This window comes from Tenacibaculum maritimum NCIMB 2154, assembly GCF_900119795.1.
Taxonomy (GTDB): domain Bacteria; phylum Bacteroidota; class Bacteroidia; order Flavobacteriales; family Flavobacteriaceae; genus Polaribacter; species Polaribacter maritimus.
In genome coordinates this window covers 341,674-367,095 of the sequence record NZ_LT634361.1, presented here as the reverse complement: position 1 = coordinate 367,095, position 25,422 = coordinate 341,674, and the positions used below count along the sequence as shown (strand labels likewise).

The 25,422-nt window shown below is 30.8% G+C and carries 28 protein-coding genes; 11 read left to right on the top strand and 17 right to left on the bottom strand.

The window, feature by feature from the left end; all coding sequences use genetic code 11:
• Nucleotides 1–39: 39 nt before the first annotated feature.
• The 3 genes from MARIT_RS01705 to MARIT_RS15810 are packed head-to-tail and all read left to right on the top strand — an operon-like array spanning nt 40 to nt 5,111.
• Complete coding sequence (locus MARIT_RS01705) at nt 40–2,115, top strand: ATP-dependent nuclease (protein WP_100210590.1); 2,076 nt, start codon at nt 40–42, stop codon at nt 2,113–2,115.
• On the top strand, nt 2,116–3,915 hold the full coding sequence (locus MARIT_RS01700) for an ATP-dependent helicase (protein WP_100210589.1): 1,800 nt from the start codon (nt 2,116–2,118) through the stop codon (nt 3,913–3,915). It abuts the gene before it with no gap.
• 11 nt (nt 3,916–3,926) lie between these two features.
• Nucleotides 3,927–5,111: a hypothetical protein gene (locus MARIT_RS15810; protein WP_174683262.1), complete on the top strand. Its 1,185-nt coding sequence runs from the start codon at nt 3,927–3,929 to the stop codon at nt 5,109–5,111.
• Between the two features lie 156 nt (nt 5,112–5,267).
• On the opposite strand, the gene MARIT_RS01690 is transcribed toward MARIT_RS15810, so the two are convergent.
• Complete coding sequence (locus tag MARIT_RS01690) at nt 5,268–6,566, bottom strand: site-specific integrase (protein ID WP_100210588.1); 1,299 nt, start codon at nt 6,564–6,566, stop codon at nt 5,268–5,270.
• Between the two features lie 569 nt (nt 6,567–7,135).
• On the opposite strand from MARIT_RS01690, the gene MARIT_RS01685 reads away from it, so the two are divergent.
• The 3 genes from MARIT_RS01685 to MARIT_RS01675 are packed head-to-tail and all read left to right on the top strand — an operon-like array spanning nt 7,136 to nt 10,431.
• Nucleotides 7,136–8,536, top strand: a complete 1,401-nt coding sequence (locus MARIT_RS01685; RefSeq protein ID WP_100210587.1) for a type III PLP-dependent enzyme domain-containing protein — start codon at nt 7,136–7,138, stop codon at nt 8,534–8,536.
• Nucleotides 8,523–9,464: an agmatinase gene (gene speB, locus MARIT_RS01680; RefSeq protein ID WP_100210586.1), complete on the top strand. Its 942-nt coding sequence runs from the start codon at nt 8,523–8,525 to the stop codon at nt 9,462–9,464. Before MARIT_RS01685 ends, speB begins: the two co-directional genes overlap by 14 nt.
• Entirely contained in the window at nt 9,454–10,431 is a 978-nt protein-coding gene (locus MARIT_RS01675; RefSeq protein WP_024740047.1) for a deoxyhypusine synthase family protein, read from the top strand. Before speB ends, MARIT_RS01675 begins: the two co-directional genes overlap by 11 nt.
• A gap of 209 nt (nt 10,432–10,640) precedes the next feature.
• Here the strand turns inward: MARIT_RS01675 and MARIT_RS01670 are convergent, their stop codons facing one another.
• Nucleotides 10,641–10,976: a single-stranded DNA-binding protein gene (locus tag MARIT_RS01670; RefSeq protein WP_024740046.1), complete on the bottom strand. Its 336-nt coding sequence runs from the start codon at nt 10,974–10,976 to the stop codon at nt 10,641–10,643.
• Nucleotides 10,977–11,136: 160 nt separating this feature from the next.
• Between MARIT_RS01670 and MARIT_RS01665 the strand changes: the two genes are divergently transcribed.
• Entirely contained in the window at nt 11,137–11,487 is a 351-nt protein-coding gene (locus MARIT_RS01665; RefSeq protein ID WP_024740045.1) for a hypothetical protein, read from the top strand.
• A gap of 86 nt (nt 11,488–11,573) precedes the next feature.
• Here the strand turns inward: MARIT_RS01665 and pyk are convergent, their stop codons facing one another.
• The 5 genes from pyk to MARIT_RS01640 form a co-directional block, all read right to left on the bottom strand.
• Nucleotides 11,574–13,001 carry a pyruvate kinase gene (gene pyk, locus MARIT_RS01660; RefSeq protein ID WP_024740044.1) on the bottom strand — a complete coding sequence of 476 codons (1,428 nt, stop codon included), beginning with the start codon at nt 12,999–13,001 and terminating at the stop codon, nt 11,574–11,576.
• 2 nt (nt 13,002–13,003) lie between these two features.
• Nucleotides 13,004–13,474 carry an IPExxxVDY family protein gene (locus MARIT_RS01655; protein ID WP_024740043.1) on the bottom strand — a complete coding sequence of 157 codons (471 nt, stop codon included), beginning with the start codon at nt 13,472–13,474 and terminating at the stop codon, nt 13,004–13,006.
• Between the two features lie 87 nt (nt 13,475–13,561).
• Complete coding sequence (rnc, locus tag MARIT_RS01650) at nt 13,562–14,299, bottom strand: ribonuclease III (RefSeq protein ID WP_024740042.1); 738 nt, start codon at nt 14,297–14,299, stop codon at nt 13,562–13,564.
• 12 nt (nt 14,300–14,311) lie between these two features.
• Nucleotides 14,312–15,562 (bottom strand): beta-ketoacyl-ACP synthase II, encoded by a 1,251-nt coding sequence (fabF, locus tag MARIT_RS01645; RefSeq protein WP_024740041.1) that lies wholly within the window; start codon nt 15,560–15,562, stop codon nt 14,312–14,314.
• A gap of 7 nt (nt 15,563–15,569) precedes the next feature.
• Nucleotides 15,570–15,806 carry an acyl carrier protein gene (locus tag MARIT_RS01640; protein ID WP_024740040.1) on the bottom strand — a complete coding sequence of 79 codons (237 nt, stop codon included), beginning with the start codon at nt 15,804–15,806 and terminating at the stop codon, nt 15,570–15,572.
• Between the two features lie 180 nt (nt 15,807–15,986).
• Here MARIT_RS01640 and purN point away from each other — a divergent pair, with 180 nt between their 5' ends.
• Nucleotides 15,987–16,556 carry a phosphoribosylglycinamide formyltransferase gene (gene purN, locus MARIT_RS01635; RefSeq protein ID WP_100210585.1) on the top strand — a complete coding sequence of 190 codons (570 nt, stop codon included), beginning with the start codon at nt 15,987–15,989 and terminating at the stop codon, nt 16,554–16,556.
• Nucleotides 16,549–17,187, top strand: coding sequence for a ribonuclease H1 domain-containing protein (locus MARIT_RS01630; RefSeq protein WP_100210584.1), 639 nt, complete (start codon nt 16,549–16,551; stop codon nt 17,185–17,187). Before purN ends, MARIT_RS01630 begins: the two co-directional genes overlap by 8 nt.
• Before the next feature lie 106 nt (nt 17,188–17,293).
• On the opposite strand, the gene MARIT_RS01625 is transcribed toward MARIT_RS01630, so the two are convergent.
• Nucleotides 17,294–17,641 carry a toxin-antitoxin system YwqK family antitoxin gene (locus MARIT_RS01625; RefSeq protein WP_100210583.1) on the bottom strand — a complete coding sequence of 116 codons (348 nt, stop codon included), beginning with the start codon at nt 17,639–17,641 and terminating at the stop codon, nt 17,294–17,296.
• A 157-nt stretch (nt 17,642–17,798) separates the two neighbouring features.
• On the opposite strand from MARIT_RS01625, the gene MARIT_RS01620 reads away from it, so the two are divergent.
• Both MARIT_RS01620 and MARIT_RS01615 read left to right on the top strand, forming a co-directional pair.
• Complete coding sequence (locus tag MARIT_RS01620) at nt 17,799–17,999, top strand: dodecin family protein (RefSeq protein ID WP_024740037.1); 201 nt, start codon at nt 17,799–17,801, stop codon at nt 17,997–17,999.
• A 208-nt stretch (nt 18,000–18,207) separates the two neighbouring features.
• Nucleotides 18,208–19,014 carry a mechanosensitive ion channel family protein gene (locus tag MARIT_RS01615; protein ID WP_100210582.1) on the top strand — a complete coding sequence of 269 codons (807 nt, stop codon included), beginning with the start codon at nt 18,208–18,210 and terminating at the stop codon, nt 19,012–19,014.
• Here the strand turns inward: MARIT_RS01615 and tsaB are convergent, their stop codons facing one another.
• The 9 genes from tsaB to MARIT_RS01570 all read right to left on the bottom strand — a co-directional run bounded on the left by tsaB (nt 19,015) and on the right by MARIT_RS01570 (nt 25,421).
• Entirely contained in the window at nt 19,015–19,689 is a 675-nt protein-coding gene (gene tsaB / locus MARIT_RS01610; RefSeq protein WP_024740035.1) for a tRNA (adenosine(37)-N6)-threonylcarbamoyltransferase complex dimerization subunit type 1 TsaB, read from the bottom strand.
• Nucleotides 19,690–19,785: 96 nt separating this feature from the next.
• A complete protein-coding gene (locus MARIT_RS01605; protein ID WP_231975176.1) occupies nt 19,786–21,123 on the bottom strand; it encodes a TolC family protein in 1,338 nt (445 codons plus the stop codon).
• Nucleotides 21,124–21,260: 137 nt separating this feature from the next.
• The gene (locus MARIT_RS01600; protein WP_100210581.1) at nt 21,261–21,482 is read right to left on the bottom strand and encodes a hypothetical protein; all 222 of its coding nucleotides are present in this window, start codon (nt 21,480–21,482) and stop codon (nt 21,261–21,263) included.
• 18 nt (nt 21,483–21,500) lie between these two features.
• Nucleotides 21,501–22,028 (bottom strand): DUF420 domain-containing protein, encoded by a 528-nt coding sequence (locus tag MARIT_RS01595; protein ID WP_100210580.1) that lies wholly within the window; start codon nt 22,026–22,028, stop codon nt 21,501–21,503.
• Nucleotides 22,021–22,668, bottom strand: a complete 648-nt coding sequence (locus tag MARIT_RS01590; RefSeq protein ID WP_024740031.1) for an SCO family protein — start codon at nt 22,666–22,668, stop codon at nt 22,021–22,023. Before MARIT_RS01590 ends, MARIT_RS01595 begins: the two co-directional genes overlap by 8 nt.
• Nucleotides 22,669–22,726: 58 nt before the next feature.
• Nucleotides 22,727–23,374 carry a thioredoxin domain-containing protein gene (locus tag MARIT_RS01585; protein WP_100210579.1) on the bottom strand — a complete coding sequence of 216 codons (648 nt, stop codon included), beginning with the start codon at nt 23,372–23,374 and terminating at the stop codon, nt 22,727–22,729.
• A 62-nt stretch (nt 23,375–23,436) separates the two neighbouring features.
• On the bottom strand, nt 23,437–23,781 hold the full coding sequence (locus tag MARIT_RS01580) for a cytochrome C oxidase subunit IV family protein (protein ID WP_024740029.1): 345 nt from the start codon (nt 23,779–23,781) through the stop codon (nt 23,437–23,439).
• Nucleotides 23,782–23,800: 19 nt separating this feature from the next.
• Nucleotides 23,801–24,781, bottom strand: a complete 981-nt coding sequence (locus MARIT_RS01575; protein ID WP_024740028.1) for a cytochrome c oxidase subunit 3 — start codon at nt 24,779–24,781, stop codon at nt 23,801–23,803.
• A gap of 55 nt (nt 24,782–24,836) precedes the next feature.
• Nucleotides 24,837–25,421, bottom strand: a complete 585-nt coding sequence (locus MARIT_RS01570; RefSeq protein ID WP_024740027.1) for a cytochrome c oxidase subunit 3 — start codon at nt 25,419–25,421, stop codon at nt 24,837–24,839.
• Nucleotide 25,422 lies beyond the last annotated feature (1 nt).

Here is a 25,422-nt window from a genome sequence, read left to right as displayed (position 1 = left end):
TAAATAAAAAACAAAATATAAACTAAATGATTCAATTCTATGAGAATAAAAAATATAAAAGTAAAATGTTTTAGATTATTAGCCGATGTATCAATTGACTTAGAAGACGATATTACATTAATCATAGGAAGAAATAATACTGGAAAGACTTCATTATTTGAAGTAATTAAAATTTTTACTTCAGGAGAAGACTCTTTATCTTTTGAGGACTTCTCACAATCTTCATATCCTTTATTTAAAGAACTATATATTGATTTTAAAAAGACATTAGAGTTAGAAATTGATGAAGAGACAAAAGAGGCTATCGAAAAGGACATAATTGAACGTTTCCCTAAAATTCAACTACAAATTGAGTTTATTTATGACAAAGAAAATGACTTGTTGGTTGAATTGAAAGAATTTATTACAGATCTTGACGAAAAGAGAAATGACGCTTGTTCATTACTATCTTTCGAACCTCATAACTCTTTAGGATTATTAAAAGCATTTCATAATAGAGAAACAAGAGAAACTACTTTGATATCTTACCTTAAGGAAAACATAAAAAATCATTACAGATTAAAATGTTACGCTAAAGACATTTTATCAGATTACTTAAGAGAAATTGAAATAGGATATAAAGATAAGCTTAGAAAAATAGTTTCATTTGAAGATATAAAAGCACTTAGAGTATTAGATGATAAAAAAAGTGATCGGAATAAAACATTAGCTTTAGGTTTTTCTAAATATTATAACGAAAGAGATAAAACCGATACTAATGTCACAGCTGTAGAAAAATCCTTAACAGAAATTTCTAAAGACCTAAAAGCCAAATACAATGCTGTATTACAACAAATCATTAAAGAATTAAAATCATTTGGAGCATCAACCCCCATAGCTATACCCCCTATTTCAATTGAATCTGAATTTGATTCAGAATCTGTAATTAAAAATAATATAAAATATTATTACAAGCAAGATGAAATCGATTTACCAGAGAGCTATAACGGACTAGGATACAGTAACTTAATATACATGATTCTTGAATTAGCAAGTTTTATAGAACGTTTTAAAAATGCAAAAGAAGAAAAGGTTTCTGAATTTTTAACTGTACTAATTGAAGAACCTGAAGCACATATGCACCCACAAATGCAACAAGTATTTATTAGTCAAATAAAAGGGCTTATAGAAAAAGCGTCTAAACTTAAAATATATGTTCAATTAATCATAACTTCCCACTCTTCTCATATACTATCTGAAGCAGGAATAGATTCTGAAAAAGGATTTAAGCGAATTAGATATTTTAACAAACTAGAAAAGGAAGTAGAAGTCAAAGACTTTAATATTCTTAAAATCTCCAATAAAAAACTTACTGCACGTTTTTTAAAACAATATTTAACCTTACATAAGTCTGACTTGTTTTTTTCTGATAAAGTAATTTTAGTTGAAGGTACAACTGAAAGAATGTTAATGCCACAATTCATTAAAAAATCAGCTCCTAAATTAGCAACACAATACATTACTGTCTTAGAAGTTGGAGGAGCATACACTCATAAATTCAAAGAGATTTTAGAATTTTTAAACTTACAAACTTTAGTTATAACCGATATAGATTCGATTGATGCTAAAACAGGGGAAAGATGTGCAGTAAACAACGGTATCAACGGTGAAAAAACATCAAATCATACTTTAAAAGACTGGATTCCTGCTAAAGAAACTATAAAAGAATTAATTGAAGTTAAAAATAAAGATAAAATAAGTTCTAATATTATAAGAGTTGCTTATCAAACAGAAGAGAATGGTATAACAGCTAGAAGTTTTGAAGAAGCTTTTATTAATTCAAACTTAAGTTTATTGAAATCCAAATACATTAATGAAAAAGGGCAAGAAAAAAAAGTAAAGAATTTATTTAGCTTTTCTAAGGTTAAGAAAATAGAAGATTTAACATCAGCAACCCCTTATGAATTAGCTCCAATAAGTTCAAGTTCAAAAACAAATTTTGCTTTTGATGTGATGTCATTTCCAGAAGAAATAGGAGAATGGAGAGTCCCTGTTTATATTTCTGAAGGATTAGAATGGTTAGAAAAATCAATTAAAAAAAATAAAGAAGAGGTAATAACAATCACAAAGACATAAATGGACACAATTAATCAAATTAAGAAAAAAATTGAAAAAAACATTAGTTATGTCTTAGAAGCTGGTGCTGGCTCAGGAAAAACGTATGCATTAATACAAACAATTAATTATTTAATAGAAACCAAAGGAGAAAAAATACAATTAAATAATCAAAGAATTGTTTGTATTACATACACTAATGTTGCCAAAAATGAAATTATAGAACGCTTACAAAACAATCCTTTAGTACTAGTTTCTACTATTCATGAGTTTCTTTGGGATTGTATTAAACCATATAATAAACAACTTTTAATTGAGTTTGATAAAATTAACACCGTAAACAATAAAAAAGAGCCAAGTAAATATGAGTCAGGACTAATTAATAGAATTAAAAGTGTAGAGTACAGTGATAGAAAATTTAGTGATTTTGAAAATGGAAAAATTGGGCATGATGACTTAATAACACTTAGTCTAAAGATGTTTGAAAACAATAAACTGTTAACTACAATTTTGGCATCTAAATATCCATATATACTCGTGGATGAATATCAAGATACAGCTCCTGAAACTATACAATCATTAGTTGATTTTCTTTTAACTAGAAACAAGAAAAAAATTCTTATTGGTTTTTACGGAGATTCTCACCAAAAAATATATAATACAGGCATTGGTTCTTTAAATGAATATATTATTTCTAAAAAAATAACTTTAATTACAAAACCCGAAAATTATAGAAGCTCACATAGTGTAATTAAGCTGTTAAATAAAATCCGAACAAATATTGAACAAAAAATACCTGACGGAATTGAAAAAAAACAAGGTAGTATACAATTTATAAATTGTACAAATTATACTGATAAAGAGAAAAATCAAAAAACAAAAGAATATGAAGATTCTTTAGTACCCTTAAAAAATGTTAACTATGATAATATTATTTCTACATTAAAAAAGAAAGGATGGAATTTTAGTGAAAACAGTGAAGATAAAATATTAATTATAGCAAATAGCAGAGTAGCAAAAAGAGGAGGGTTTGGGGATTTATATACTACTTATGCTCGTCGTTATGGTCAGGGAGCAAATGAAGCACTTTTAAAAAGAGAGAATCCAATTACAGCTTTTTTTGTAGGTTCTATGGATAAAAAAACATCAATAGAGCGAAAAACAGGAATAGAACACTTGGTTTCATTTTATGAAAACAAAAACTACAATGATATTATTCATTTTTTGAAACGAAATGACGACACATCTGTGAACTTAAGAAAACATGAGGATAAAAAAATAATTATAGATAAAATAGAAGAGTTAATTAAGATACGTGAAACAAAAAAGGTGAAAGATGTATTTGATTTCCTTATCAATAACAAGCTTATTAAGTTCTCTCAAGGAATGTTAAGGTTTATTGAAAGGATTAAAACTGATACAGAAGGGTTAGATGAGAATACTAAAAAAAGAATAGAAAAAGATATTGGATTTAACTCTTCTTTAATGGAGCTTCCATATATAGAGTTTGTTAACCTTTTTAAACATACTCAGAATCAAAATGTATTTTCTACAAAACACGGAACAAAGGGAGAAGAATATCGTAATGTACTAGTAGTTATAGACGATACAAGTTGGAAATCACAATACAAGTTTGAAGGATATTTTGACAATAGTGATAATAGTAACGAAAGAAAAGAAAGAACTAAAAACTTATTTTATGTTTCATGCTCAAGAGCAAAGGAGAATTTGGTTGTTTTAGCCTTATCTAAAATGGGAGAGCAAGCAATGAAACAAATTGAAGTCTGGTTTGGATCTGAAAATATAAAGCAAATAAAATAATTTGAAAGTAAATGACTCCATCAGAAAAGTATGTAGCAAACTTATGTAAAAAATCATTTCTCCCGTTTTGGAGTCATCCAAATCCATTAGGAAAAAAGAATAAAGAACTTTGTGATTTTTTAGTTGTCTGCGAGAATATTATAATTATAATCTCAGTTAAAGATATTAAAGTTTCTAATCATCAAGATCAAAATATAAGATACGAGAGATGGATGAAAAAAGCTGTAGATAGTTCTCTAAATCAAATTTTTGGTGCTGAACGCTTCTTGAATAATGTAGAGAATATAAAATTAAAAAACAGAAAAACAGTTGTAAAACTACCACCTAAAGGTGATAGAGTAATTTATAGAATAGCTATTGCTTTTGGAAGTGAATATGACTTCCCTTTGCCAATGGGGTATGATAAAAGAGGGTTCACACATGTATTTGACGAAAAATCTACCGAAATTTTAATAAACGAGTTGGATACAATAACTGATTTCACGAGATACCTTAAAGCAAAAGAAGATTTTTTGAAAGATAAACAGATATTACTACCTGAAGAAGTTGACTTTTTAGCACTATATCTTCAGACAGGTTTACAGTTTGATTTTCCTTTTACTTTAATAAGTGGAGCTAATAATTTATGGAAAGACTACGAAAAATCTGAAGAATATAAAACTTGGAGAAAACAAATTCAACCAAGTTTTATTTGGGATTATATGATAAAGCAATTATATGAGTATCATATTGATGAAAATACTGATAATGAAAGACGAGATAATTTAGAAGAAGCAGTAAGATTAATTAATCTTGAACCAAGGCTAAATAGAATTGAATTGGGAATCAGTTTAGATAATGCGATTAAACTTAAAGTGCGTGCTCGCATTTTACTAATTCCTGAATCGAATTATCTTTATGTATTTATGCCTTTATCTAGTAAAAATTGGAAAGAAAAAGAATTAGAACTGGAACTTAGATGTGTAGTTGCTAAATACTTAAACCCTAGTATTAATACCTTTATTGGTATTGCTATAGGAAACAATGGAAAAGACGAAAGTGTTTTTGATATCGGTTATTATTACTTTCCAGAAATGTCAGAGGACTTTATTAAGTTCGCTAAAGAAATTCAAGAAAACCATAGTTATTTTGTAAAACCAAAATTATCAAGAAGTTCATCATATAGAGATGAAGAATTTAAGGATTTTGGTCTTTAATTACGGTTGAGAAATTAAATTAAGTTTAATAATATAAAAGCCTAAAAAATTGAGGTTATTAATAAAAATTCATTTTTTTAGGCTTAAACACATACTTTTTCCATCCTTTATAAGAATATTAACAACTTCCTACCAATATAAACAATAACTAAAATATCAATCAAAAAAACCACTTTCCATCACTATTAAAGCCTCTTCCCTTTTTTCAATTCTAACATACTTTAAAAATTCTCGTTCTGTTTTATGACCAGAAAAAAGCATTATATTTTGAATAGGTTTTTGATCGATATAATGATTTGTACAAAATGTTCTTCTCGCAGTATGTGTTTTAACTAAATCATACTTTGGAATTCCTTCTCTTACTAACCTTCCTCCTTTTGTATAAGAAACTGTTATCAATTCTTTAAACCCAGCTTTTTTACAAGCTAATTTTATATTCTCTCTTAAAATTGGTTCGCTTAGTTTTGGCGGAAAACCTCCATTATATCTATCCATTACCTTTTGAATCTTAGAAGTAATTGGAATACGAACAATCGTACCTGTCTTTTTCTGATGTATCTTAATAACTTCACGACCTTTAATGACCTCAATATTTTCTTCTGTGAAGCCATTATAATCGCTAACCCTTTGCCCAGTATAACAACCTATCAAAAAAATATCCTTTGCCAATTCTAGTTTTGATCTTTTACTAAAATCTTCATTAGCTAAGATTTCTAATTCTTCTTTAGTTAGAAATATCTCTGTTGTAGTTTCTTTTAACACCTTAAAGCTTCTACTTTTAAAAATTGAATTATCAGTAACCCCATTAGTTAGAGCGTCATTGAGAAAAACTTTAAGATTCTTAATATGTTTCCCTACACTATTTAAACTATAGCCTTCATTCTCTAAAAACTGAACGAACCCTCTGTAAAAAGATAAATCAACATCATCAAACCTTAATAAGTATCCACTTGACTTCTCATACTTTTCTAACATTTTAATTGTTTGGTTACATGATCTTGTTGTCACTATTTTAATTTGACTTTTCTTTTGCTCTAATACCTTTCTAGAGTAATAAATCAATTCTTTATTTTTCTCTTCTTCCCTATCTATTTCATCTTCTCCTTTTATCTTTTTTTCTATTAAAGATGATAGCAATTTTACATCTATAAAATCATTTATTTTTTTGATTTTAGTAAGTTCTTCTTCTGCATAAGATTGGATATTGTTTATAAATGCATTAACCTCATAGGCATTCGCAACCATTCCTTTCCCCGTTTTAACTCTTTGCTTAGTTACATCCCAATTCTTTAAGCTACACTTATAACCTATACTCTTTTTAAAGCGTCTTCCTTTTGAGGAAAAATGCAACATAATCAAACTCTCTTTTTTAGGAGTTAACTCTAAACTTTTAATTGATTCTTTTAAACTAAATCTAATTACACCATGTGTACTTTGTAATACTAAATTGCTCATTATTTTATATTTAAATTATGTTTAAAACAAAGCGAATTATGTACCAAACTAGGGTGCTTGAGAGGGTGTTTTTAGTTTGAATAATTCTGAATTATTTTAAATATTATTTAATGACAGAGCATTAATATCTACTGACACTACTGACAATTCAAGGATTGTCATTAAATGTGTTTTAAAATGATTTATAAGCGAAGTACATGTGGGACCACTTTTAAAGCTTCACTTTTTGTGAAGCTTTTTTTATACTCTATTTCCTAAAATATTTATTTTATTTTTATATCCTTTAATTTTAAAAAAACGTATCTTTGCTGTTCTTATAATAGGTTAAATGTTATGTTTTACTTATTTCGTTTCCAACTTTTCATGGAAGTCTAAAAGTTGCGAAGTGTTTCAGAAGCACAGCGAAAGAATTATGATTTCTTCCTTATTATTAACCCCTCTTCAAAATCTTCGTCTTAGAGGAGTTTATTTAGAATTACGAGTTTAATTTTTTATTTCAATTAGGATTATTCATACCCTAGCCATTAGATGGTCTGTGGTTTGTTATTTATAATTTTTTTTGATGCAAAATGAACACTAAATATAAAGACTTAATCGAGCAAACATTTGATTTCCCTCAAGAGGAGTTTCAAATAAAAAATAACAACTTATTTTTTCACGAAATAGATATGGTGCAGTTGGTTAAACAATATGGCACCCCATTAAAATTTACCTACTTACCAAAAATATCTGAAAATATTAACAAGGCTAAAAGTTGGTTTAACAAAGCCATCAAAAAGTTAAATTATCAAGGAAAGTATCACTATTCATATTGTACTAAAAGTTCGCATTTTAAATATATTTTAGAAGAGGCTCTTAAAAATAATATTCATATTGAAACTTCTTCTGCTTTTGATATAGATATTGTAAAATCTTTGAAAAAAGAAGGCAAACTAAATAATGCCTCTTTTGTTTTATGCAACGGTTTTAAAAGAGATCAATATATTACTAATATTGCTAGTTTGATAGATGAAGGACATAAGAATTGTATTCCTATAATAGATAACTACGAAGAATTGAATCTTCTATTAAATGAAACTAGCAACCACTTTAAAGTGGGCATACGTATAGCCTCTGAAGAAGAGCCTAAGTTTGAATTTTATACAAGCAGGCTTGGAATTGGTTATAAAAATATTGTTTCTTTTTATAAAAGAGAAATTGAAAAAAATCCTCAGATAGAACTAAAAATGCTTCATTTTTTTATCAATACAGGAATTAAAGACAATGCTTATTACTGGAATGAACTCTTAAAATGTATTAGTGTTTATATTGAGCTAAAGAAGATATGCCCTACCCTTGATAGTTTAAATATAGGAGGTGGCTTTCCTATTAAAAACTCATTAGCATTTGATTATGACTACGAGTATATGGTTGAAGAAATTCTTAATCAAATCAAAGCTACCTGCGATGATGCAAAAGTAAACGTACCTAATATCTTTACCGAATTTGGGTCTTTTACAGTTGGAGAGTCTGGGGGGGCTATTTACGAAGTTTTATACCAAAAGAAACAAAATGACCGCGAAAAATGGAATATGATTAATTCATCATTTATCACCACCCTACCAGACTCTTGGGCTATCAATAAACGCTTCATCATGCTACCTCTTAATAAGTGGGATGTAAAGTATGAAAGAGTTTTACTTGGAGGATTAACTTGCGATAGTGATGATTACTATAACTCCGAGCAACACATCAATGCCATCTACTTACCTATGTATGAAAAAAATTCGCCCTTATATATTGGTTTCTTTAACACAGGGGCTTATCAAGAAAGTATCGGCGGTTTTGGTGGCTTGCAACATTGCTTAATACCAAACCCTAAACATATTTTAATTAGTAAAAACAAAGAAGGGAAAACAATTACTAGATTATTTAAAGAACAACAAAAAAGTGAAGAACTACTTTCAATTCTAGGGTATGGAAACAACTAAAACTTACGCAGGAATCCCTGAGAAATACGCTAAATTAGAAACCTCGAAAATCGTATTAATACCCGTTCCTTATGATGAAACTAGCACCTGGCAAAAAGGGGCGGACAAAGGTATCGATGCTTTTTTAGAAGCCTCTGAAAATATGGAACTATACGATATAGAAACGAATTCAGAAGTATATAAAGAAGGCATATATATCACTGAGAAGATTACTGAAAAATCTTCCCCAGAAGCAATGGTAAATACAGTGCACCAATTAACTAAAAAATATATCAATAAAAACAAATTTGTAACAATATTAGGAGGTGAACATTCCATCTCAATAGGAACAATCCGTGCATTTAATGAATGTTTCGATAATTTAACCGTTTTACATATTGATGCTCACGCCGACCTTAGAAAAGAATATGATGGCTCTCCTTATAGTCATGCTTGCGCTGTTTATGAGGCTAATCAACACACTAACTTGATCCAAGTTGGTATTCGTAGCATGGATATTTCTGAAACCCGAGTTATGAATAGAGATAAAGTTTTTTTCGCGCATGAAATGGCTACCAATGAATACTGGATGGATGATGTAATAGACTTGCTTACCAATGACGTATTTATAACTTTTGATTTAGACGCGCTGGATCCATCTATTATGCCTAGTACAGGAACTCCTGAACCGGGAGGGCTACTTTGGTATGAAACTCTTTCTTTTTTAAGTAAAGTATTCTCTAAGAAAAACGTAGTTGGTTTCGACCTAGTTGAACTTTGTCCCAATCCAAATGAAAAATCATCTGATTTTTTAGCAGCAAAATTGTATTATAAAATGTTGAGTTATAAGTTTTCTTCAAACCTTGAGGAAGAGGAGGAAGATTTCGAAGACAAAAGCAACTCTCCTTTTAATAAACTTTTAAAATTTAAAGATAATAATGAATACTAATAAAAAACCTGTTTCAGAATTTATTGAAAAATTCTTTTTACATTTCAATGCAGCTTCTCTAGTAGATGCAGCAAAAGGGTATGAATCTCAATTAGAGCAAGGTTCTAAAATGCTAGTTTCATTAGCTGGAGCCATGAGTACTGCCGAACTAGGTAAAATATTTGCTGAAATGATACGACAAGATAAAGTTCATATCATCTCTTGTACTGGTGCTAACTTAGAAGAGGACATCATGAATTTAGTTGCTCACTCTCATTATAAACGAATTCCTGACTATCGTGACTTAACTCCTTCTGATGAGTGGGATTTGCTTTTAAAAGGATTAAATCGTGTTACTGACACTTGTATTCCAGAAGAAGAAGCCTTTAGACGTTTAGAAAAGCATATCTATAAGATTTGGAAAGATGCCGAAGAAAATGAAGAAAGGTTTTTTCCTCATGAATTTATGTACAAACTATTACTCTCTGGGGTACTAGAAGAATATTATGAAATTGACCTCAAAGATTCTTGGATGTATGCCGCTGCTCAAAAAAACTTACCAATAGTGGTTCCTGGCTGGGAAGACTCTACCATGGGAAACATCTTTGCTTCATATACAATGAAAGGAATGTTGAAAGCTTCTACCATGAAAACTGGAATAGAATATATGGGGTTTCTTGCTAATTGGTACACAAATAATTCTGATAACGGGATTGGTTTTTTCCAAATAGGAGGAGGAATTGCTGGAGACTTTCCTATATGTGTCGTTCCAATGCTATATCAAGATATGGAAATGACAGAAACTCCTTTCTGGAGTTATTTTTGCCAGATCTCAGATTCAACTACGAGTTATGGATCCTATTCAGGTGCTGTTCCTAATGAAAAAATTACTTGGGGAAAGCTAGGAATCGAAACTCCTAAATACATTATTGAAAGTGATGCTACAATAGTAGCTCCTCTGATCTTTGCTTACCTTTTAAAAATGTAATAAAACTATATAAAAATCTCAGATAAAACTACTATCTGAGATTTCTTTTCTTCCATCTAAAACCATTTTACTACTATGCCAACTTTGATTTCAGATATAAAAACATAAAATACTTCTTTATCTATCTAATATTTGCCTAAACAAAAAACTAGCAGCTTAGCACTACTAGTTTTCATTTTCTTTTTCGACAGTCTTAGCAAATTCCCCCACTACTTAGCTCCTAGCATCAATAATTCATTAATAACAATTTCCGTGATATACCTTTTCTCCCCTTCTTTAGTTTCGTAACTTCTAGATACTAGCTTTCCTTCAATAGCTATTTCCTTTCCTTTAGTTAAATACTTCTCTACAATTTCAGCGGTTTTATTCCAAGCAATAAGATTATGCCAATAGACTTTATCAATCTTCTCTCCTGAAGCATCTTTATAGCTATCATTAGTAGCTAATGAAATTTTTGCTAATTTTTTACCATCTTCTAGTGTAATAATTTCTGGATCATTACCTAAATTTCCAATTAACTGTACTTTGTTTCTTAACGTATTCATAAGATAAGTTTTTATTATTAAACATTTATGTCGTTTGACACTGCAAATATGAGACTTAAACCTATTTTTATTCGGTTAGAAAATGATTACTTACGTATGTAATCATTTGTAGTCGTTTACATTCGTTTTTTAGTTATTTTTGAAAAAAATTAAATAAACCATGCAGAAAAGAGAGTGTTTAGAATGTAATGAAATCGTAAAAGGAAGAGCCGATAAAAAATTTTGCTCTGATTACTGTAGGAATTCTTACAACAATAAGGTTAATAAAGACAGTAAAAATTTAATCAGAAATGTGAATAATAGACTTCGAAAAAATTATAAGATTTTATCTGAATTAAACACTACTGGAAAAACAAAAGTTACGAGAAGTAAATTATATGATAATGGTTTTGATTTTCAGTTTTTTACTTCTATTTACACTACAAAGGCAAAAAGCACGTATTTTTACATCTACGATCAAGGATACCTCCCTTTAGACAATGACTTCTTTTTATTAATTAAGAAAAGCTAGTACATTTAAAAATATCAATGTGTTTATAAAAAAAGCGATGCAGTTTATGAACTACATCGCTTTATCTTAACAATTATTGATAGCTTCTATACGATACAAGAAACTCTCAAAGTATTTACCATTCCTTTTTCTTCAACAGGCATTGAAGTCAAATTAATCATATAATCTCCCTGCTTCACAAAACCCTTCTCCTTAGATAGCTGATTGATGTCAATTACAGTGTCATCTGTGCTTCCATCTTTATCATAATAGAAGGCTCTAACCCCCCACAGTAAGTTCAGCTTTCCTAAAATTCTTCTCTCAGAAGAAAAAGCTAGCACATGCGACTTGGGTCTCCATGCTGAAATTTGAAATGCGGTATATCCACTATTTGTTAATGTAGAAATTGCTGCGGCTTGAATATCATCTGCCATCAATGCTGCATGATGGCAAACGGATTTGGTTATATAACGATCTGTTTTTATATGAGGAGGTGCTTGCGGCACTTTAATCAATGGAGAATATTCTACACTTCCTATAATTTCCGTCATTTTTTCTATCACCTTAACAGGATGCTTTCCTACTGATGTTTCTCCTGATAGCATCACTGCATCTGCTCCATCCATAATAGAATTTGCTACATCATTTACTTCAGCCCTAGTTGGAACTGAGTTTTCTATCATTGTTTCCATCATCTGAGTAGCTATAATCACAGGAATCCTTGCCTTTTTAGCTCTTTGAACCAAACTTTTTTGGATAAGAGGAACTTCTTGCATTGGCACTTCAACTCCTAAATCTCCACGAGCAACCATTAACCCATCGCAATAAGGAATTAAAGCATCAATATGCTCAACTGCTTCTGGTTTTTCTATTTTGGCAATCACAGGAACCCTATATGAAGATTTTTGAGCTATTAAATCGCGTAGCATTCTTAAATCCTCTGGGTTTCTTACAAACGATAAAGCAATCCAATCTACTTCTTGTTCTAAAGCAAAAACGGCATCTTTCTTATCTTTATCTGTTAATGCCGGTAACGATATATTCGTATTAGGTAAATTAACACCTTTTTTTGATTTTAAAGCGCCTCCAACAACTACTTTCGCTATCACTTTATCTTTCTTATTCGTTGAGGTTACTTTAAACATAAGCTTACCGTCATCTACCAAAATATATTCTCCTTCTTTTACGTCTTTTGGAAAGCGCTTATAAGTCATAAACGCCTTTTTATTTGTTCCGACACATTCTTCAGTTGTAAAAGTAAAAGAATCGCCTTCTTTCAATTCCACTCCTTCTTCCATCACCCCCACACGTAGTTTTGGTCCTTGCAAATCTGCTAAAATTGCTACATTATATCCTCTTTCCTTATTAATTTCTCTAATTTGCTGTACTCTTAATTTCACAACATCATAGTCAGCATGCGAAAAATTAATTCTAAAAACATTGACTCCCGCAGCTGCCATATCGGCTAATATTTCTTTTGTATTTGTAGCAGGTCCTAATGTTGCTACTATTTTAGTTTTTTTATTATGTGGCATAGTTAAAAAATTAAAAATTCTTTTGATTTTAAAGAACCTACTTCTATTTGATATGAGGTAACTACTTGCTTTATTTTATTAATATATTCAATAGTCTTTACGATAAATTCATAATCGAACCCTCCTTCTAATTTCAAAAGAAAATCTACTTTTTTTTTCTCTGAAATCAAATACGTTATAGAATCACTTTCTTTAAATAATCCTTTTTCTTTTGGTATTGATATTTCTCTATATATATTAGAGACAAGAGACCACTTATGATCTAACTTTTCATCAATATACTGATAAACGGGGAAAATAGCCTTATTATTATTACTATGAAAATCTAAATCAAAATTTGCTCTTGAGAGCTGTATTTTTAGTTTTCTATTCAATAAATAAGTAAACTTGTAATCTTCCAATGCTGTATGTATGCCTATTAAAACATAATCAGGCTCGGAAAAATCATCTATTTCTAATGAATATTTTTGCATTTAAACAATACTTTTACTCAAGCGAATGTACGCAATGTAGTGTAAAACTATTGTAAAATTAACAAAAAGCTTATGATGAAACTAACGCTAGGATCCTATTATTTGATCTTGCAAAGTATAATAAACTCTTTTTGCTGCTTTTTCTTCTGCTTTCTTTTTGGACGTTGATCTTCCTTTAGCAATCATATTTCCATCAATCGTGATTTTCACACTAAAATGTTTTACTGATTGATTTCCTGAATCTTCATAAGATTCAAACTTATATTTTTTCTTATTCTTTTGACACCATTCAATAATAAGCCCTTTATAACTTGTAATTTTCTTTTCTAGTTTTTCTATATCTACATAAGGAACAATTACTTTATCAAAAACAAATTGCTTACAGTAATTATATCCTCTATCTAAATATATTGCTCCTATAAGTGCTTCAAAAATATTGCCATGAATATTCTCCCCTACATGATCTTTAGAAATATTGCTCTTTACAAAATGAATTAAATCTAAGTCCTTTCCTAACTCATTTAAATGCTCTCTACTTACAATTTTTGAACGCATTTGTGTCAAATATCCCTCTGTTCCTTTTGGCACTTTCTTATATAAATAAGAAGCAATTACAGCTCCCAACATTGCATCCCCTAGAAACTCTAAACGCTCATAATTTACTGGGTTGCCATCTTTATCTACTACTTTTAAAGAACGGTGTGTAAAAGCCTTCTTATAATAAGCTAACTTTATTGGCTTAAAATTTAACAACTCCTTTAACTCGTAATAAAGATCCTCATCTTCTTTGGATTGAGGTCTTACTATTCTACGAAGGAAATTCATCTGTTATTAAATTTAATCTATTTTTTTAAAGGCGATACAAGCATTATGCCCTCCAAATCCAAATGTATTACTTACAGCTACTTTCACTTCTCTTTTTGCTGCTTTATTAAGAGTCAAGTTCAATGCTGAATTAATATTCTCATCTGGCGTAGCGTGATTTATTGTAGGAGGAATAATACTATTTTCAATAGCTAAGATAGCTGCAATAGATTCTATAGCTCCAGCCGCTCCTAGCAAATGACCTGTCATTGATTTTGTAGAGTTAATATTGATATTTTTTGCATGGCTACCAAACACCTCTGATATTGCTTTTAACTCTGCTACATCTCCTAGTGGTGTTGATGTTCCATGTGTATTAATATGATCTACATCTTCAGGTTTCAAACCTGCATTTTCCAAACAGTTTTTCATTACTGCAATGACTCCTATCCCTTCAGGGTGCGGAGCTGTCATGTGGTGTGCATCAGACGACATTCCTCCTCCAACTACTTCTGCATAAATCTTTGCTCCACGTGCTTTTGCATGTTCATACTCTTCAAGAACAATAGCCCCTGCTCCTTCTCCTAAAACAAACCCATCACGCTCAGCATCGAAAGGCCTTGAAGCTGTTTCTGGAGATTCATTTCTTGTTGACAAAGCATGCATTGCGTTAAAACCACCCATTCCAGCTATGGTAACTGCTGCTTCAGAACCTCCTGTTACAATAACGTCACAATGTCCTAAACGAATGTAATTTAATGCATCTATCATTGCATTTGCTGAAGAAGCACAAGCTGACACGGTAGTATAGTTAGGTCCCATAAACCCGTTTTTTATAGAAATATTCCCTGGAGCTATATCTGCAATCATTTTAGGAATAAAGAAAGGGTTAAATTTAGGAGTTCCATCTCCAGAAGCAAAATTTAGCACTTCATTTTGAAAGGTTTCTAAACCACCTATACCCGCTCCCCAAATTACACCTACTCGAAGTTTGTTTACTTCATCTAGATTTAACTTTGAATCTGCAATTGCTTCATCTGAAGCCACCATTGCATATTGCGTAAACCTATCCATTTTACGCGCCTCTTTCCTGTTCATATAATTGGTCGCATCGAATCCTTTCAATTCGCATGCGAAACGAGTCTTGAACTTGGCAGCATCAAAATATGTAATAGGTGCCGCTCCACTAACTCCGTTAATTAAAGCATTCCAATACTCTTCTATATTATTTCCTATTGGCGTTAATGCGCCAAGTCCAGTTACTACGACTCGTTTTAATTGCATATGATTGTTACTTTTTTGCTTCCTCTATATAGCTGATTGCTTGACCTACTGTACCGATATTCTCAGCTTGATCGTCTGGAATTTGGATATCAAATTCTTTTTCGAATTCCATAATTAACTCAACAGTATCTAAAGAATCTGCTCCTAAATCATTTGTGAAGCTAGCTTCTGTTGTTACTTCGTTATCGTCTACTCCTAATTTGTCTACGATAATTGCTTTTACTCTTGATGCAATGTCTGACATAATTTTCTAATTTTTAAAATTTAAAATCGAGGCAAAAATACAAATCTTCTCTTTTAATTCTAATTTTTCCTCAAAAATGTGACATCTAAAATAAAAAAAATCATTCATTCTTTTATCCAGATACCTTAGTTCTTAATATTTATTCTTTTTTTTGCAGTAACAACACAACCTAAAACACGAATGAAACGCCTTGTTATTTTTGCTTCTGGATCTGGATCTAATGCCGAAAACATCATCCATCACTTTGCACCTAGTGAAAGTGTTACAGTTACACACGTTCTTTCTAACAATCAGCACGCTAAAGTTTTTGAGCGCTGCGAACGCCTTAAAATCCCTATCTCATTGTTTGACAAGGAAGACTTTGCCAAAGAAGATACTGTTTTACAGTTTCTTCTGCAAGAAGCCGATTTTATCATTCTTGCAGGCTTCCTTTGGAAAATACCTAGCAAAATTATAGCTGCTTTTCCTAATAAAATTATAAATATACATCCTGCTTTATTGCCAAAGTACGGTGGAAAAGGGATGTATGGAATGCATGTTCATAAGGCTGTAAAAGAAAATAAAGAAACAGAAACTGGTATTTCTATTCATTATGTAAACGAAAATTATGATGAAGGAGCTATTATTTTCCAGACAAAAACAATATTATCAACGGAAGATACTCCTGAAACCATTGCTCATAAGGTGCATGAATTAGAATACGAACATTTCCCCAAAGTTATTGAGCAAGTTATTAATAAGTATGTCTAAAAAAAAGAAGTATTACGTTGTTTGGCAAGGCCATAAAAAAGGAATTTACACTTCTTGGAGCAATTGCAAAAAGCAAATAGACGGCTATCAAGGTGCTCAATATAAATCGTTTACTGATAAAAAAAAAGCGGAATTAGCTTTTACCAAAACATATAATGATTACAGAGGTAAAAATACTAAAAACCCCACTCTATCTGCTAAGGAAAAAGCCCAATACGGTTCTCCTATTCTAGAGAGTATTTCTGTTGATGCCGCATGCTCAGGAAACCCTGGTGCAATGGAATACAGAGGTGTTCTAACACTGAGCAAACAAGAGATTTTTAGAATGGGACCTTTTAAAAACGGAACAAATAATATAGGGGAATTCTTAGCCCTAGTACATGGAATTGCTATTTTAAAACAAAAAAAAATGGAAATGCTTCCTATTTACTCAGACTCCAAGATTGCTATGGGATGGGTTCGAAAAAAGCAATGTAGGACCAATATAAAGTTTGACAACTCTAACAAGAAAATACTAGAATTGATCAAACGCGCTGAAAAATGGCTACAAGAAAACAATGTTAAAAACCCAATCTTAAAATGGGAAACAAAAGCTTGGGGGGAAATCCCTGCTGATTTTGGCAGAAAATAACACTAAAGACTTTTATAATTTTGAAATTACCATATTTAAACGCTTATTGCTACGATACTCTCAAACTTTAGCTGATAATTTCTTGGCTATTCCTACAAAACCTTAGTTATTTAATAGCTATCTTAGTATCTTCTTTCCATGTTTGAACATTTGCAATAACGTAATTCTCATAATTAATCTCCCTCAATAAGCTGCCTTTCCACAATAACCATTTCCCTACTTTTTTTCCCTCTTCATAATACGCTATCACAGTTTTAGCTCCTGACTCATCAAAACACTCCCAAGTTCCTGTTAACTTCTTGTCTTTAAAAAAACCTTGTTCTTTCACATTCCCATTGCTATAGTAATATGTTACTTTTATTAAACCCCCAACTTTCTCATAAGTCGGTTTCTTATCTCCTGCTTGCATTGACGCAACAGACAACATACATGCTAATATCAAAATTTTATTCATAGTACAACACTTTAATTAACGGTATATTTACAAATATACTATATTTATTTACCATAAAAAAACATTTAAATAACATTAATTTAACATTATACAAAAATAACTAGTCATAAATTATTTCGTACTTTTACTAATCTTTAATAATCTTACAAAAGTTAACATGGCCATAATAAAAGTTATAGAAGTCTTAGCTAATTCAAATAAAAGCTGGGAAGACGCTACAAGAAAAGCTGTAAAAGAGACTTCTAAATCAGTAAAAAACATCAAATCAGTGTTTGTCCAATCACAAAGTGCAGTGGTTCATAATGACGAGATCACCGAATTTAGGGTTAATCTTAAAATCACTTTCGAAATAAAATAACCCTGACTTAGACTCCCTGCAATCTACATAGCTACTATTAAAGATTATAGATGGAGTAAATTCACGAAAAGATATCCTTATTTTTTTTTTAAATTTTTCTTTACCTAATCTATTCTCGCACAATTAGGTTTAGTATTTTTGTTGCCCTAAACTAAAAACTACTACTAACTCACATAATTAAATATTAATTTTTTTTAAATTTTTAAACATGGAAAAATATTGGATCAATGTTCAAGACTTATTAGTAGAGTACACTCCCAAAGTACTAACTGCACTAGCTATTTTAATAGTAGGTTTATTTGCTATTAAATTTATTGTCAAAGCTTCTCAAAAAATCATGCAAAAGAGAGGTGTGGACATCACTCTCCAAAAGTTTTTAGGAGATTTAACCAGTTGGGCTTTAAAAGCTTTATTATTCGTTACTGTCATTGCTAAATTAGGAGTTGCCACTACCTCCTTCGCTGCTATCATCGGAGCTGCTGGTTTGGCTATAGGTTTAGCTTTACAAGGATCTTTATCTAATTTTGCAGGTGGCGCATTGATCATGATCTTCAAACCATTCAAAATAGGAGATCTGATAGAAACTCAAGGAGTTACGGGGGTCGTAAAAGAAATACAAATTTTTACTACTCATTTAAATACTCCTGGCAATAAACTAGCAATTATTCCTAATGGAACTCTTTCTAATGGGAACATCATTAATTACACCGCTGAAGGAAAACTACGTGTCGATTTAACTATTGGTGTTTCTTACGATACTGATATTAAACAAGCCAAAGAAGTTCTTTTAAGCGCTTTAACATCCAACCCAAAGGTATTAAAAGATCCTGCTCCTTCTGTTAATGTTTCTGAATTAGCTGACAGCTCTGTAAACTTTGCAGTAAGACCTTGGGCAACTCCTGCTGAGTATTGGGATGTATATTTTGAATCACTAGAAAATGCTAAAATAGCACTAGATAAGGCTGGCATAGAAATACCATATCCACACTCTGTTGAAATTCAAAAAAAAGGGTAATTAGCGCTTCTTTTGAGGCACAGCTATAAAATCTTTTAAATAAAAAGGTTCAAAATAAGCGACATTTTCAATGTCGTTTTTTTTGTACTTGCAATAACTTAATTTAGCCATCTCTCTAGAAGAAGGATATTTCCCTTCAATAAAAATAGCATTTTTATGTTTTATCACTTCCTTACATTTAGCGGCTCCATCTCCTAAAAAACATACCTCTCCTTTTAATAAATACTCTTGAAATGAACTAGCATCGATAATTTCTGCTTTGATCTCTCGTATTAATTCATGCTCTTTATTAAATACCGCATCGTACACTTCCATTCTACGAGCATCCAACATAGGTACAATAACCCCTTCCTTGATACTTACGGAATGGCTCAAAGAGGCCAATGTATCTATTGCTATTAATGGCTTGTCAAATGCGAAGCACAATCCTTTCGCTGCGGAAACCCCTATACGCAACCCTGTATAAGATCCAGGACCTTTACTAACTGCCACCGCATCAATATCTTTTGTGGTTACATTTGATTCACTTAAAACCTCTAAAATAAACGAATGCAATACTTCTGCATGTGAATAATTACCATTATTTAGCTCTTTCAAAGCTAAAATCTCTCCATTTTCAGCGATGCTTACAGAGCAATTTTTTGTAGCTGTTTCTATGTTCAGTATTATTGCCAAATTCTCTAATTTTAGCTGCAAATATAGTTTTAAAAAAAGAAATTCGTATAGGTAAAATTACCATACGAATTTCTTTTTCTCTCCAAAAAGTCCAATTTAATCTAAAATGGACTCCCCGTAGTAAAACTTCAACACCTTCGTTTTAAATACATAATCATATTTAGCTCTAATCATAGCACCTTCTGCATTTACCAAACGGTTACGAACTTGATCAAAATCAAATTGAGTCATAGAGCCATAGTTGTAACTTTCTTGAGCGTTCTTAAAAGCTTCCTTCTGAGCATCTAGAGACACTTGTGCAGTTTCATAAGTTTTTGCAGCTGCTTTTGCGTCCAAATATGATTTTTCTATTTGCTGTTGCAACTGTAATTTTTGATTTTCTAACTGAAACTCACTCACTTTTTTATTTATGATTGATTTTGCTACGTTATTTTTAGTTTGAAAGCGGTTGAACAAAGGTACATTTAAAGAAATCCCCACTCCATAACCTAGATTATCATTCAATTGTTTAAATAGATAATTATTCCCTCGCTGGCCTGGCAATAAATCAAAACTATGTGCAAAATTCGTTTGTGCATTAGCAGATGCTGTAAGAGATGGTAAATAAGCTCCTTTTGCTATTTTTATCCTCAAATCTGCATCTTCAATATTTAATTTAGCTCTTTCTATTTCAGGTCTATTAGTCAGCGCATTATTATACACAATACCTGCATTCTCATATAAAAGTGCCGCAGAGGGAGCTTCCACATCAATAGGCAAAACATCAAAAGTATCAGAAGAAACCTGCAAAGCCTGCCTTAAATTCAAAAGTGCTAAATTTAATGTGTTTTCTTGATTCACAACATTTTGCACATCAGTTGCCGCTGTTGACTGTACATTTAGTAAATCACTTTTAGGAATAACTCCTGCCTCAAATCTTGCTTTAGCTCTTTCTATTTGATTCTGGCTAATCTCAGCTTGAATTCTTGCCACATTTAAATTTTCTTTTGCAAATAATACATTTAAATAGAAATTAACTACATTCAAAGAAATATCATTCTCTATCTTCGCTAAATCTAACTTATTCCCTTCAACACCAAGCCTAGCACTTTTTAATGTATTTAAATTTCTAAATCCATTAAATATAGTTACTCCCGTACCCAAGCTATAAGAATTTCCAAAAGTGTTCTGCGAAACCCTACTATTTGTTACTGGGTGAATTATAGATCCAAACCCTAAGTTTGCTCCTGAAGAACCATTTAAGTTTGGTAAAAAGTTTCCTTTCGCTATTTCAACATCTCTTTCCGCTAATTGAACATTTAACTTGTTTTGTTTTATCGTAATATTATTCTCTAATGCATGGTTTACACAGTCTTTAAGTGTCCATTTTTTTTGAGAGAAAGAAGTAAATGATATTAAAATCACTACAAATAATGCAACTTTTGTTTTCAACACGTATGATTTTTATAATTCCTGTAAAGTATTTCACTTATTTTCATAAAAGAAGCGATGTATTCTTAAAAAGAACGTATCGCTTCTTTTGTTTCGCCTATATGACGATCGCTTTTAAAATATGTTACAGAATATTTACCTTAGTTAAAACTTTTTGTCTTTTTTCTATGTCTATATAAAAAATAAAACAGCACGCCAATTAGTAAATAGGGAAATATCATTAAGTATGTAATTCCATTATTTACTCCTTCTGCCATTGTTTCATCTCCATTTTCGACAACAGCTTTACACATTGCACATTGAGCAATACTAATTTTTCCTATCAAACAGAATACTACTGTTATAATTGTCGCTTTTTTCATTGTATTCTTTTTTATACCTTATCCGTAATAAGGTGAAATCATTACATAAACAACAACACCTGTAACCGCTACGTACAACCAAAGAGGAAATGTTATTTTTGCTATTTTCTTATGGGCTTCAAACTTACCTAATTGCGCTCTTACATAAGTTAACAATACAAAAGGAATCACTGCTATTGACAATATAATGTGCGTTACCAAAATGAAATAATATATGTATTTTACAACTCCCTCTCCTCCAAATTTAGTTGAATCAGAGGTCATATGATAGCCTATATACATCAACAAGAAAAGTATTGAGCAAAGCATTGCTAATTTTATTAAACGTTCATGTAATAATCTATTTCCTTTTTTTATTGATACTACTGCCCAAACTAAAATAACAGCAGTTATACCGTTTATAGTTGCATAAATCGGTGGCAAAAAATGTAAAGGTGCCACATTAGGTAATTTTATTCCAAACAATGCTGCCACTGCTAATGGTATTACAATAGATAGGGCAGTAATAATCCTATTGTATTTTTTTTCTTGTGCTATTTTACTCATTTAATAACAGTTTAATATCCTCTTTTAATTCTTTTATTTGATCTGAAAATTCATTCTCTTCTAAAGCCCTATAATACATTATTGGGTTTCCAAACTCATCATACCTTGAACGAATGTAGCCTTCTTTATCTACTAATGCAAACAAGCCCGAGTGTTCAAAGCCATCGGTACTTCTATCATCTTTTCCTGCATACAATTTAAATCCTTTATTTGCCAAATTATATACAATATCATCAGCTCCCTCTGTTGTTAACAGATGCCAATTTTTAGCGAGTATCTTGTTCCTTTTAGCATATTCTTTTAATACATAAGGCGTATCTCTTTCTGGAGTTATTGAAAAAGAAGCTATTCCGAAATTAGGGTTTCCAAAAAATTCGTCTTGAAGTTCAACCATTTTGGTTGTCATTAAAGGACAAATTGTTGTACAAGTAGAAAAGAAAAACTCGACCACATATACTTTCCCTTTAAAATTGTTATTTGTTATTTTTTTTCCATCTTGGTTTATAAACTCAAATGATGGCACCTTATTAAAAGTAGCTAGCTGAGGTTTTTTAAACCTAGCCACTACTTTAGGGACTACATATATCCCAAAAAGTAGAATTATAAAAGAAATTCCAACGTATGAATATTTTTTGTTCATTTTTTTATTCAGAAAAGTTTCCGTAGTTACCTACTTGTAATACTTAATAGTTTCTTTTTTAAATTTCTCTATCTGCATTATTTTTTTTCAACGCCAAACGGTATTCTGCCAATACAACCTTTACATCATCTTTCATTTTATCATTTAACTCTCCTACAGATTGCATATTATAACCATACAACTTACCGTTAGCAGTATCTTTATCATCAGTTCTACCTCTTAATTTGCCTTCTTTATCCATAAGAAAAGCTTTCGAACTATACAAATCTTCATCTAAGTTTTGATTGGTATTAAAACTTTTATACAGTGCTTTTATTTCCTCTTCTTCTCCATAAACAAAACGCCACTTCACCATATTTGTAAAAGCTCCTATTTCCTTTTGAAGCTTTTCTACACCTTTATTATTTCCTTTTGGAGCAATTGCTATAACTTGAAAATCTTTAAATCCATAAAATGGCTTGTATATTTTTTGGTTTAAATTGAAAACACTTCCTTTTATTCTATTAATATCTTTCCCTAAAAACAATACTATAGAAATATTCTTTTTAAAACGATATCCTTTGTCAATTTCAGAAATATCAATAACATTTTCAGTTACTACTGGTAACTTTGCAAAATTATTAATCCCCGCTGATAGAAAGATATAAAACAACAATGGTACTATAAATAGTACAAATAAGATTATAAATTTTTGGGCTTTATTCATTTTAAATTATTTTATATAAGCAAAAAAAAGGTGGTTAAAACCACCTTTATCATTTTATTTTATTACCATTTCACCAATGGTGATAATGTTTCGTATAAATAATCTCCTTCAATTAGTAATAGCGTTACTAAATAGCTAATTAAGAAAACAGCTGTCCAAACAATGGATCTTCTAAACCATTTTTTTTCTCCTTCTAAGTGCATAAATGCCCATGCAATACCATATGCTTTCGCTAGCGTTAAAATAATAAAAATCCAATTTAATAAGTGCATGCTTAAAAAATCAGTAAATACTAACGATTTAGGCTTAACAATACCCAACCAAACTTCTACTATTGTTATTAAAGATAATATACCAAATACTATCCATATCCTTTTTGCATTTGAACCGTGTGAATGTGCTCCCATCTTTTTATATATTTTTAATTTACACTAAATAGAAGAAAGTAAATACGAATACCCATACTAAATCTACAAAGTGCCAGTACAATCCTACTTTTTCAACCATTTCATAATGACCTCTTCTCTCATAAGTTCCTAAAATCACATTGAAAAAGATTATAATATTTAATACTACCCCAGAAAAAACGTGGAATCCGTGGAAACCTGTAATAAAGAAAAAGAAATCTCCAAACAATGAATTACCATATTCGTTTTCTATAAGATTGGCTCCTTCTACAACACCATTAGCTTTTGCTAATGCTTTTATACTTTCCTCTCTTGAAAGTATTATTTTTTGTTTTGTTTCTGGATTAATTTTCTGAATCCTAACTCTTAATTCAGGATGTTTATTAAATGATTCCACCACTTCAGAAAGGGCGTATTCAGTTAACGGAGCTCCTTGCTCAAACCATAATCCATTCTTCCTCGTATGATATACTTCTTCTCTTTTTCCTCCTACCACAAAATCTTTTAATGCTACTTGATGCCCATCCTTTACAAACTGTAAAATTTTATTATCCGTTGTTTTTACAGCTCCATAAGATCCATTAATGAAGTTTTTCCATTCCCACGCTTGAGAACCTAAGAAAATTAAACCTCCTAATACGGTAGCAAACATATACCAAGTAACCTTTTTCCTGTTCATTTGGTGTCCAGCATCTACTGCTAAAACCATTGTTACTGAAGAAAAAATCAGAATAAATGTCATTAATGCTACATAATACATTGGTAAATGTACTCCGTGTAAAAACGGAAAGTGAGTAAACACTTCATCAGCAATAGGCCAAGAATCAATAAATTTAAAACGAGTTAAACCATATGCAGCTAAAAAACCTGAAAATGTCAATGCATCAGACAGGATAAAAAACCACATCATCATTTTACCATAACTAGCTCCAAATGGTTTTGCACCACCTCCGCCCCAGGTCTCTTTGTTGTCAGAATTTACAGCAATATTTGCTTCCATAAATATCTATTAGTTAATTTTTGTTAAAATATTTGTCAAAATTACGCATTTTTCATCATCTAATAAAATAGAAAAAGAAAAATAGATAAATCCATAAAACATCTACGAAATGCCAGAAGATCGCACCTAGCTCAAAACCAAGCATATCAGTAGATGAATACTTATTTTTAAAATGATTATAAATTAGCACTAATAACACGATTACCCCCGCTATTAAATGCAATATATGCATAAATGTAATACCTATAATAAAAGATGTTGACACCGTACTTTCTGGTCCGGTAAAATAAAGTCCTGCTTCTTTTAGCTCATTAAATCCTACATATTGATACCATATAAACCCTATTCCTAACACCAATGTCAATGTTAAAAACACTAAAGAGTTTTTAATCTTTTCTTTTTTCAAAGAGAACTGTGATACCAACAGTGTTCCACTGCTTAAGATAATTAAAACAGTACTTATATAAAAAGCCTGAGGCAAATCAAAACTCACCCAGTCTTCCCTATTCATACTTATTACATATGCACTTGTTAGCCCTGCAAAAAACATGACCATACTAATCATAGAAATCCATAACATTGGTTTCGCTGATTTTCGCCTTGCTGCTTTTAATTCAGCCTGTAAACTTTGATCGTTCATT

Excerpts from the sequence above, each read along its gene's own strand:
- MARIT_RS01705 (WP_100210590.1), top strand. The coding sequence starts at position 40 with ATGAGAATAAAAAATATAAAAGTAAAATGTTTTAGATTATTAGCCGAT.
- MARIT_RS01700 (WP_100210589.1), top strand. The coding sequence starts at position 2,116 with ATGGACACAATTAATCAAATTAAGAAAAAAATTGAAAAAAACATTAGT.
- MARIT_RS15810 (WP_174683262.1), top strand. The coding sequence starts at position 3,927 with ATGACTCCATCAGAAAAGTATGTAGCAAACTTATGTAAAAAATCATTT.
- MARIT_RS01690 (WP_100210588.1), bottom strand. The coding sequence starts at position 6,566 with ATGAGCAATTTAGTATTACAAAGTACACATGGTGTAATTAGATTTAGT.
- MARIT_RS01685 (WP_100210587.1), top strand. The coding sequence starts at position 7,136 with ATGAACACTAAATATAAAGACTTAATCGAGCAAACATTTGATTTCCCT.
- speB (WP_100210586.1), top strand. The coding sequence starts at position 8,523 with ATGGAAACAACTAAAACTTACGCAGGAATCCCTGAGAAATACGCTAAA.
- MARIT_RS01675 (WP_024740047.1), top strand. The coding sequence starts at position 9,454 with ATGAATACTAATAAAAAACCTGTTTCAGAATTTATTGAAAAATTCTTT.
- MARIT_RS01670 (WP_024740046.1), bottom strand. The coding sequence starts at position 10,976 with ATGAATACGTTAAGAAACAAAGTACAGTTAATTGGAAATTTAGGTAAT.
- MARIT_RS01665 (WP_024740045.1), top strand. The coding sequence starts at position 11,137 with ATGCAGAAAAGAGAGTGTTTAGAATGTAATGAAATCGTAAAAGGAAGA.
- pyk (WP_024740044.1), bottom strand. The coding sequence starts at position 13,001 with ATGCCACATAATAAAAAAACTAAAATAGTAGCAACATTAGGACCTGCT.
- MARIT_RS01655 (WP_024740043.1), bottom strand. The coding sequence starts at position 13,474 with ATGCAAAAATATTCATTAGAAATAGATGATTTTTCCGAGCCTGATTAT.
- rnc (WP_024740042.1), bottom strand. The coding sequence starts at position 14,299 with ATGAATTTCCTTCGTAGAATAGTAAGACCTCAATCCAAAGAAGATGAG.
- fabF (WP_024740041.1), bottom strand. The coding sequence starts at position 15,562 with ATGCAATTAAAACGAGTCGTAGTAACTGGACTTGGCGCATTAACGCCA.
- MARIT_RS01640 (WP_024740040.1), bottom strand. The coding sequence starts at position 15,806 with ATGTCAGACATTGCATCAAGAGTAAAAGCAATTATCGTAGACAAATTA.
- purN (WP_100210585.1), top strand. The coding sequence starts at position 15,987 with ATGAAACGCCTTGTTATTTTTGCTTCTGGATCTGGATCTAATGCCGAA.
- MARIT_RS01630 (WP_100210584.1), top strand. The coding sequence starts at position 16,549 with ATGTCTAAAAAAAAGAAGTATTACGTTGTTTGGCAAGGCCATAAAAAA.
- MARIT_RS01625 (WP_100210583.1), bottom strand. The coding sequence starts at position 17,641 with ATGAATAAAATTTTGATATTAGCATGTATGTTGTCTGTTGCGTCAATG.
- MARIT_RS01620 (WP_024740037.1), top strand. The coding sequence starts at position 17,799 with ATGGCCATAATAAAAGTTATAGAAGTCTTAGCTAATTCAAATAAAAGC.
- MARIT_RS01615 (WP_100210582.1), top strand. The coding sequence starts at position 18,208 with ATGGAAAAATATTGGATCAATGTTCAAGACTTATTAGTAGAGTACACT.
- MARIT_RS01600 (WP_100210581.1), bottom strand. The coding sequence starts at position 21,482 with ATGAAAAAAGCGACAATTATAACAGTAGTATTCTGTTTGATAGGAAAA.
- MARIT_RS01595 (WP_100210580.1), bottom strand. The coding sequence starts at position 22,028 with ATGAGTAAAATAGCACAAGAAAAAAAATACAATAGGATTATTACTGCC.
- MARIT_RS01590 (WP_024740031.1), bottom strand. The coding sequence starts at position 22,668 with ATGAACAAAAAATATTCATACGTTGGAATTTCTTTTATAATTCTACTT.
- MARIT_RS01585 (WP_100210579.1), bottom strand. The coding sequence starts at position 23,374 with ATGAATAAAGCCCAAAAATTTATAATCTTATTTGTACTATTTATAGTA.
- MARIT_RS01580 (WP_024740029.1), bottom strand. The coding sequence starts at position 23,781 with ATGGGAGCACATTCACACGGTTCAAATGCAAAAAGGATATGGATAGTA.
- MARIT_RS01575 (WP_024740028.1), bottom strand. The coding sequence starts at position 24,781 with ATGGAAGCAAATATTGCTGTAAATTCTGACAACAAAGAGACCTGGGGC.
- MARIT_RS01570 (WP_024740027.1), bottom strand. The coding sequence starts at position 25,421 with ATGAACGATCAAAGTTTACAGGCTGAATTAAAAGCAGCAAGGCGAAAA.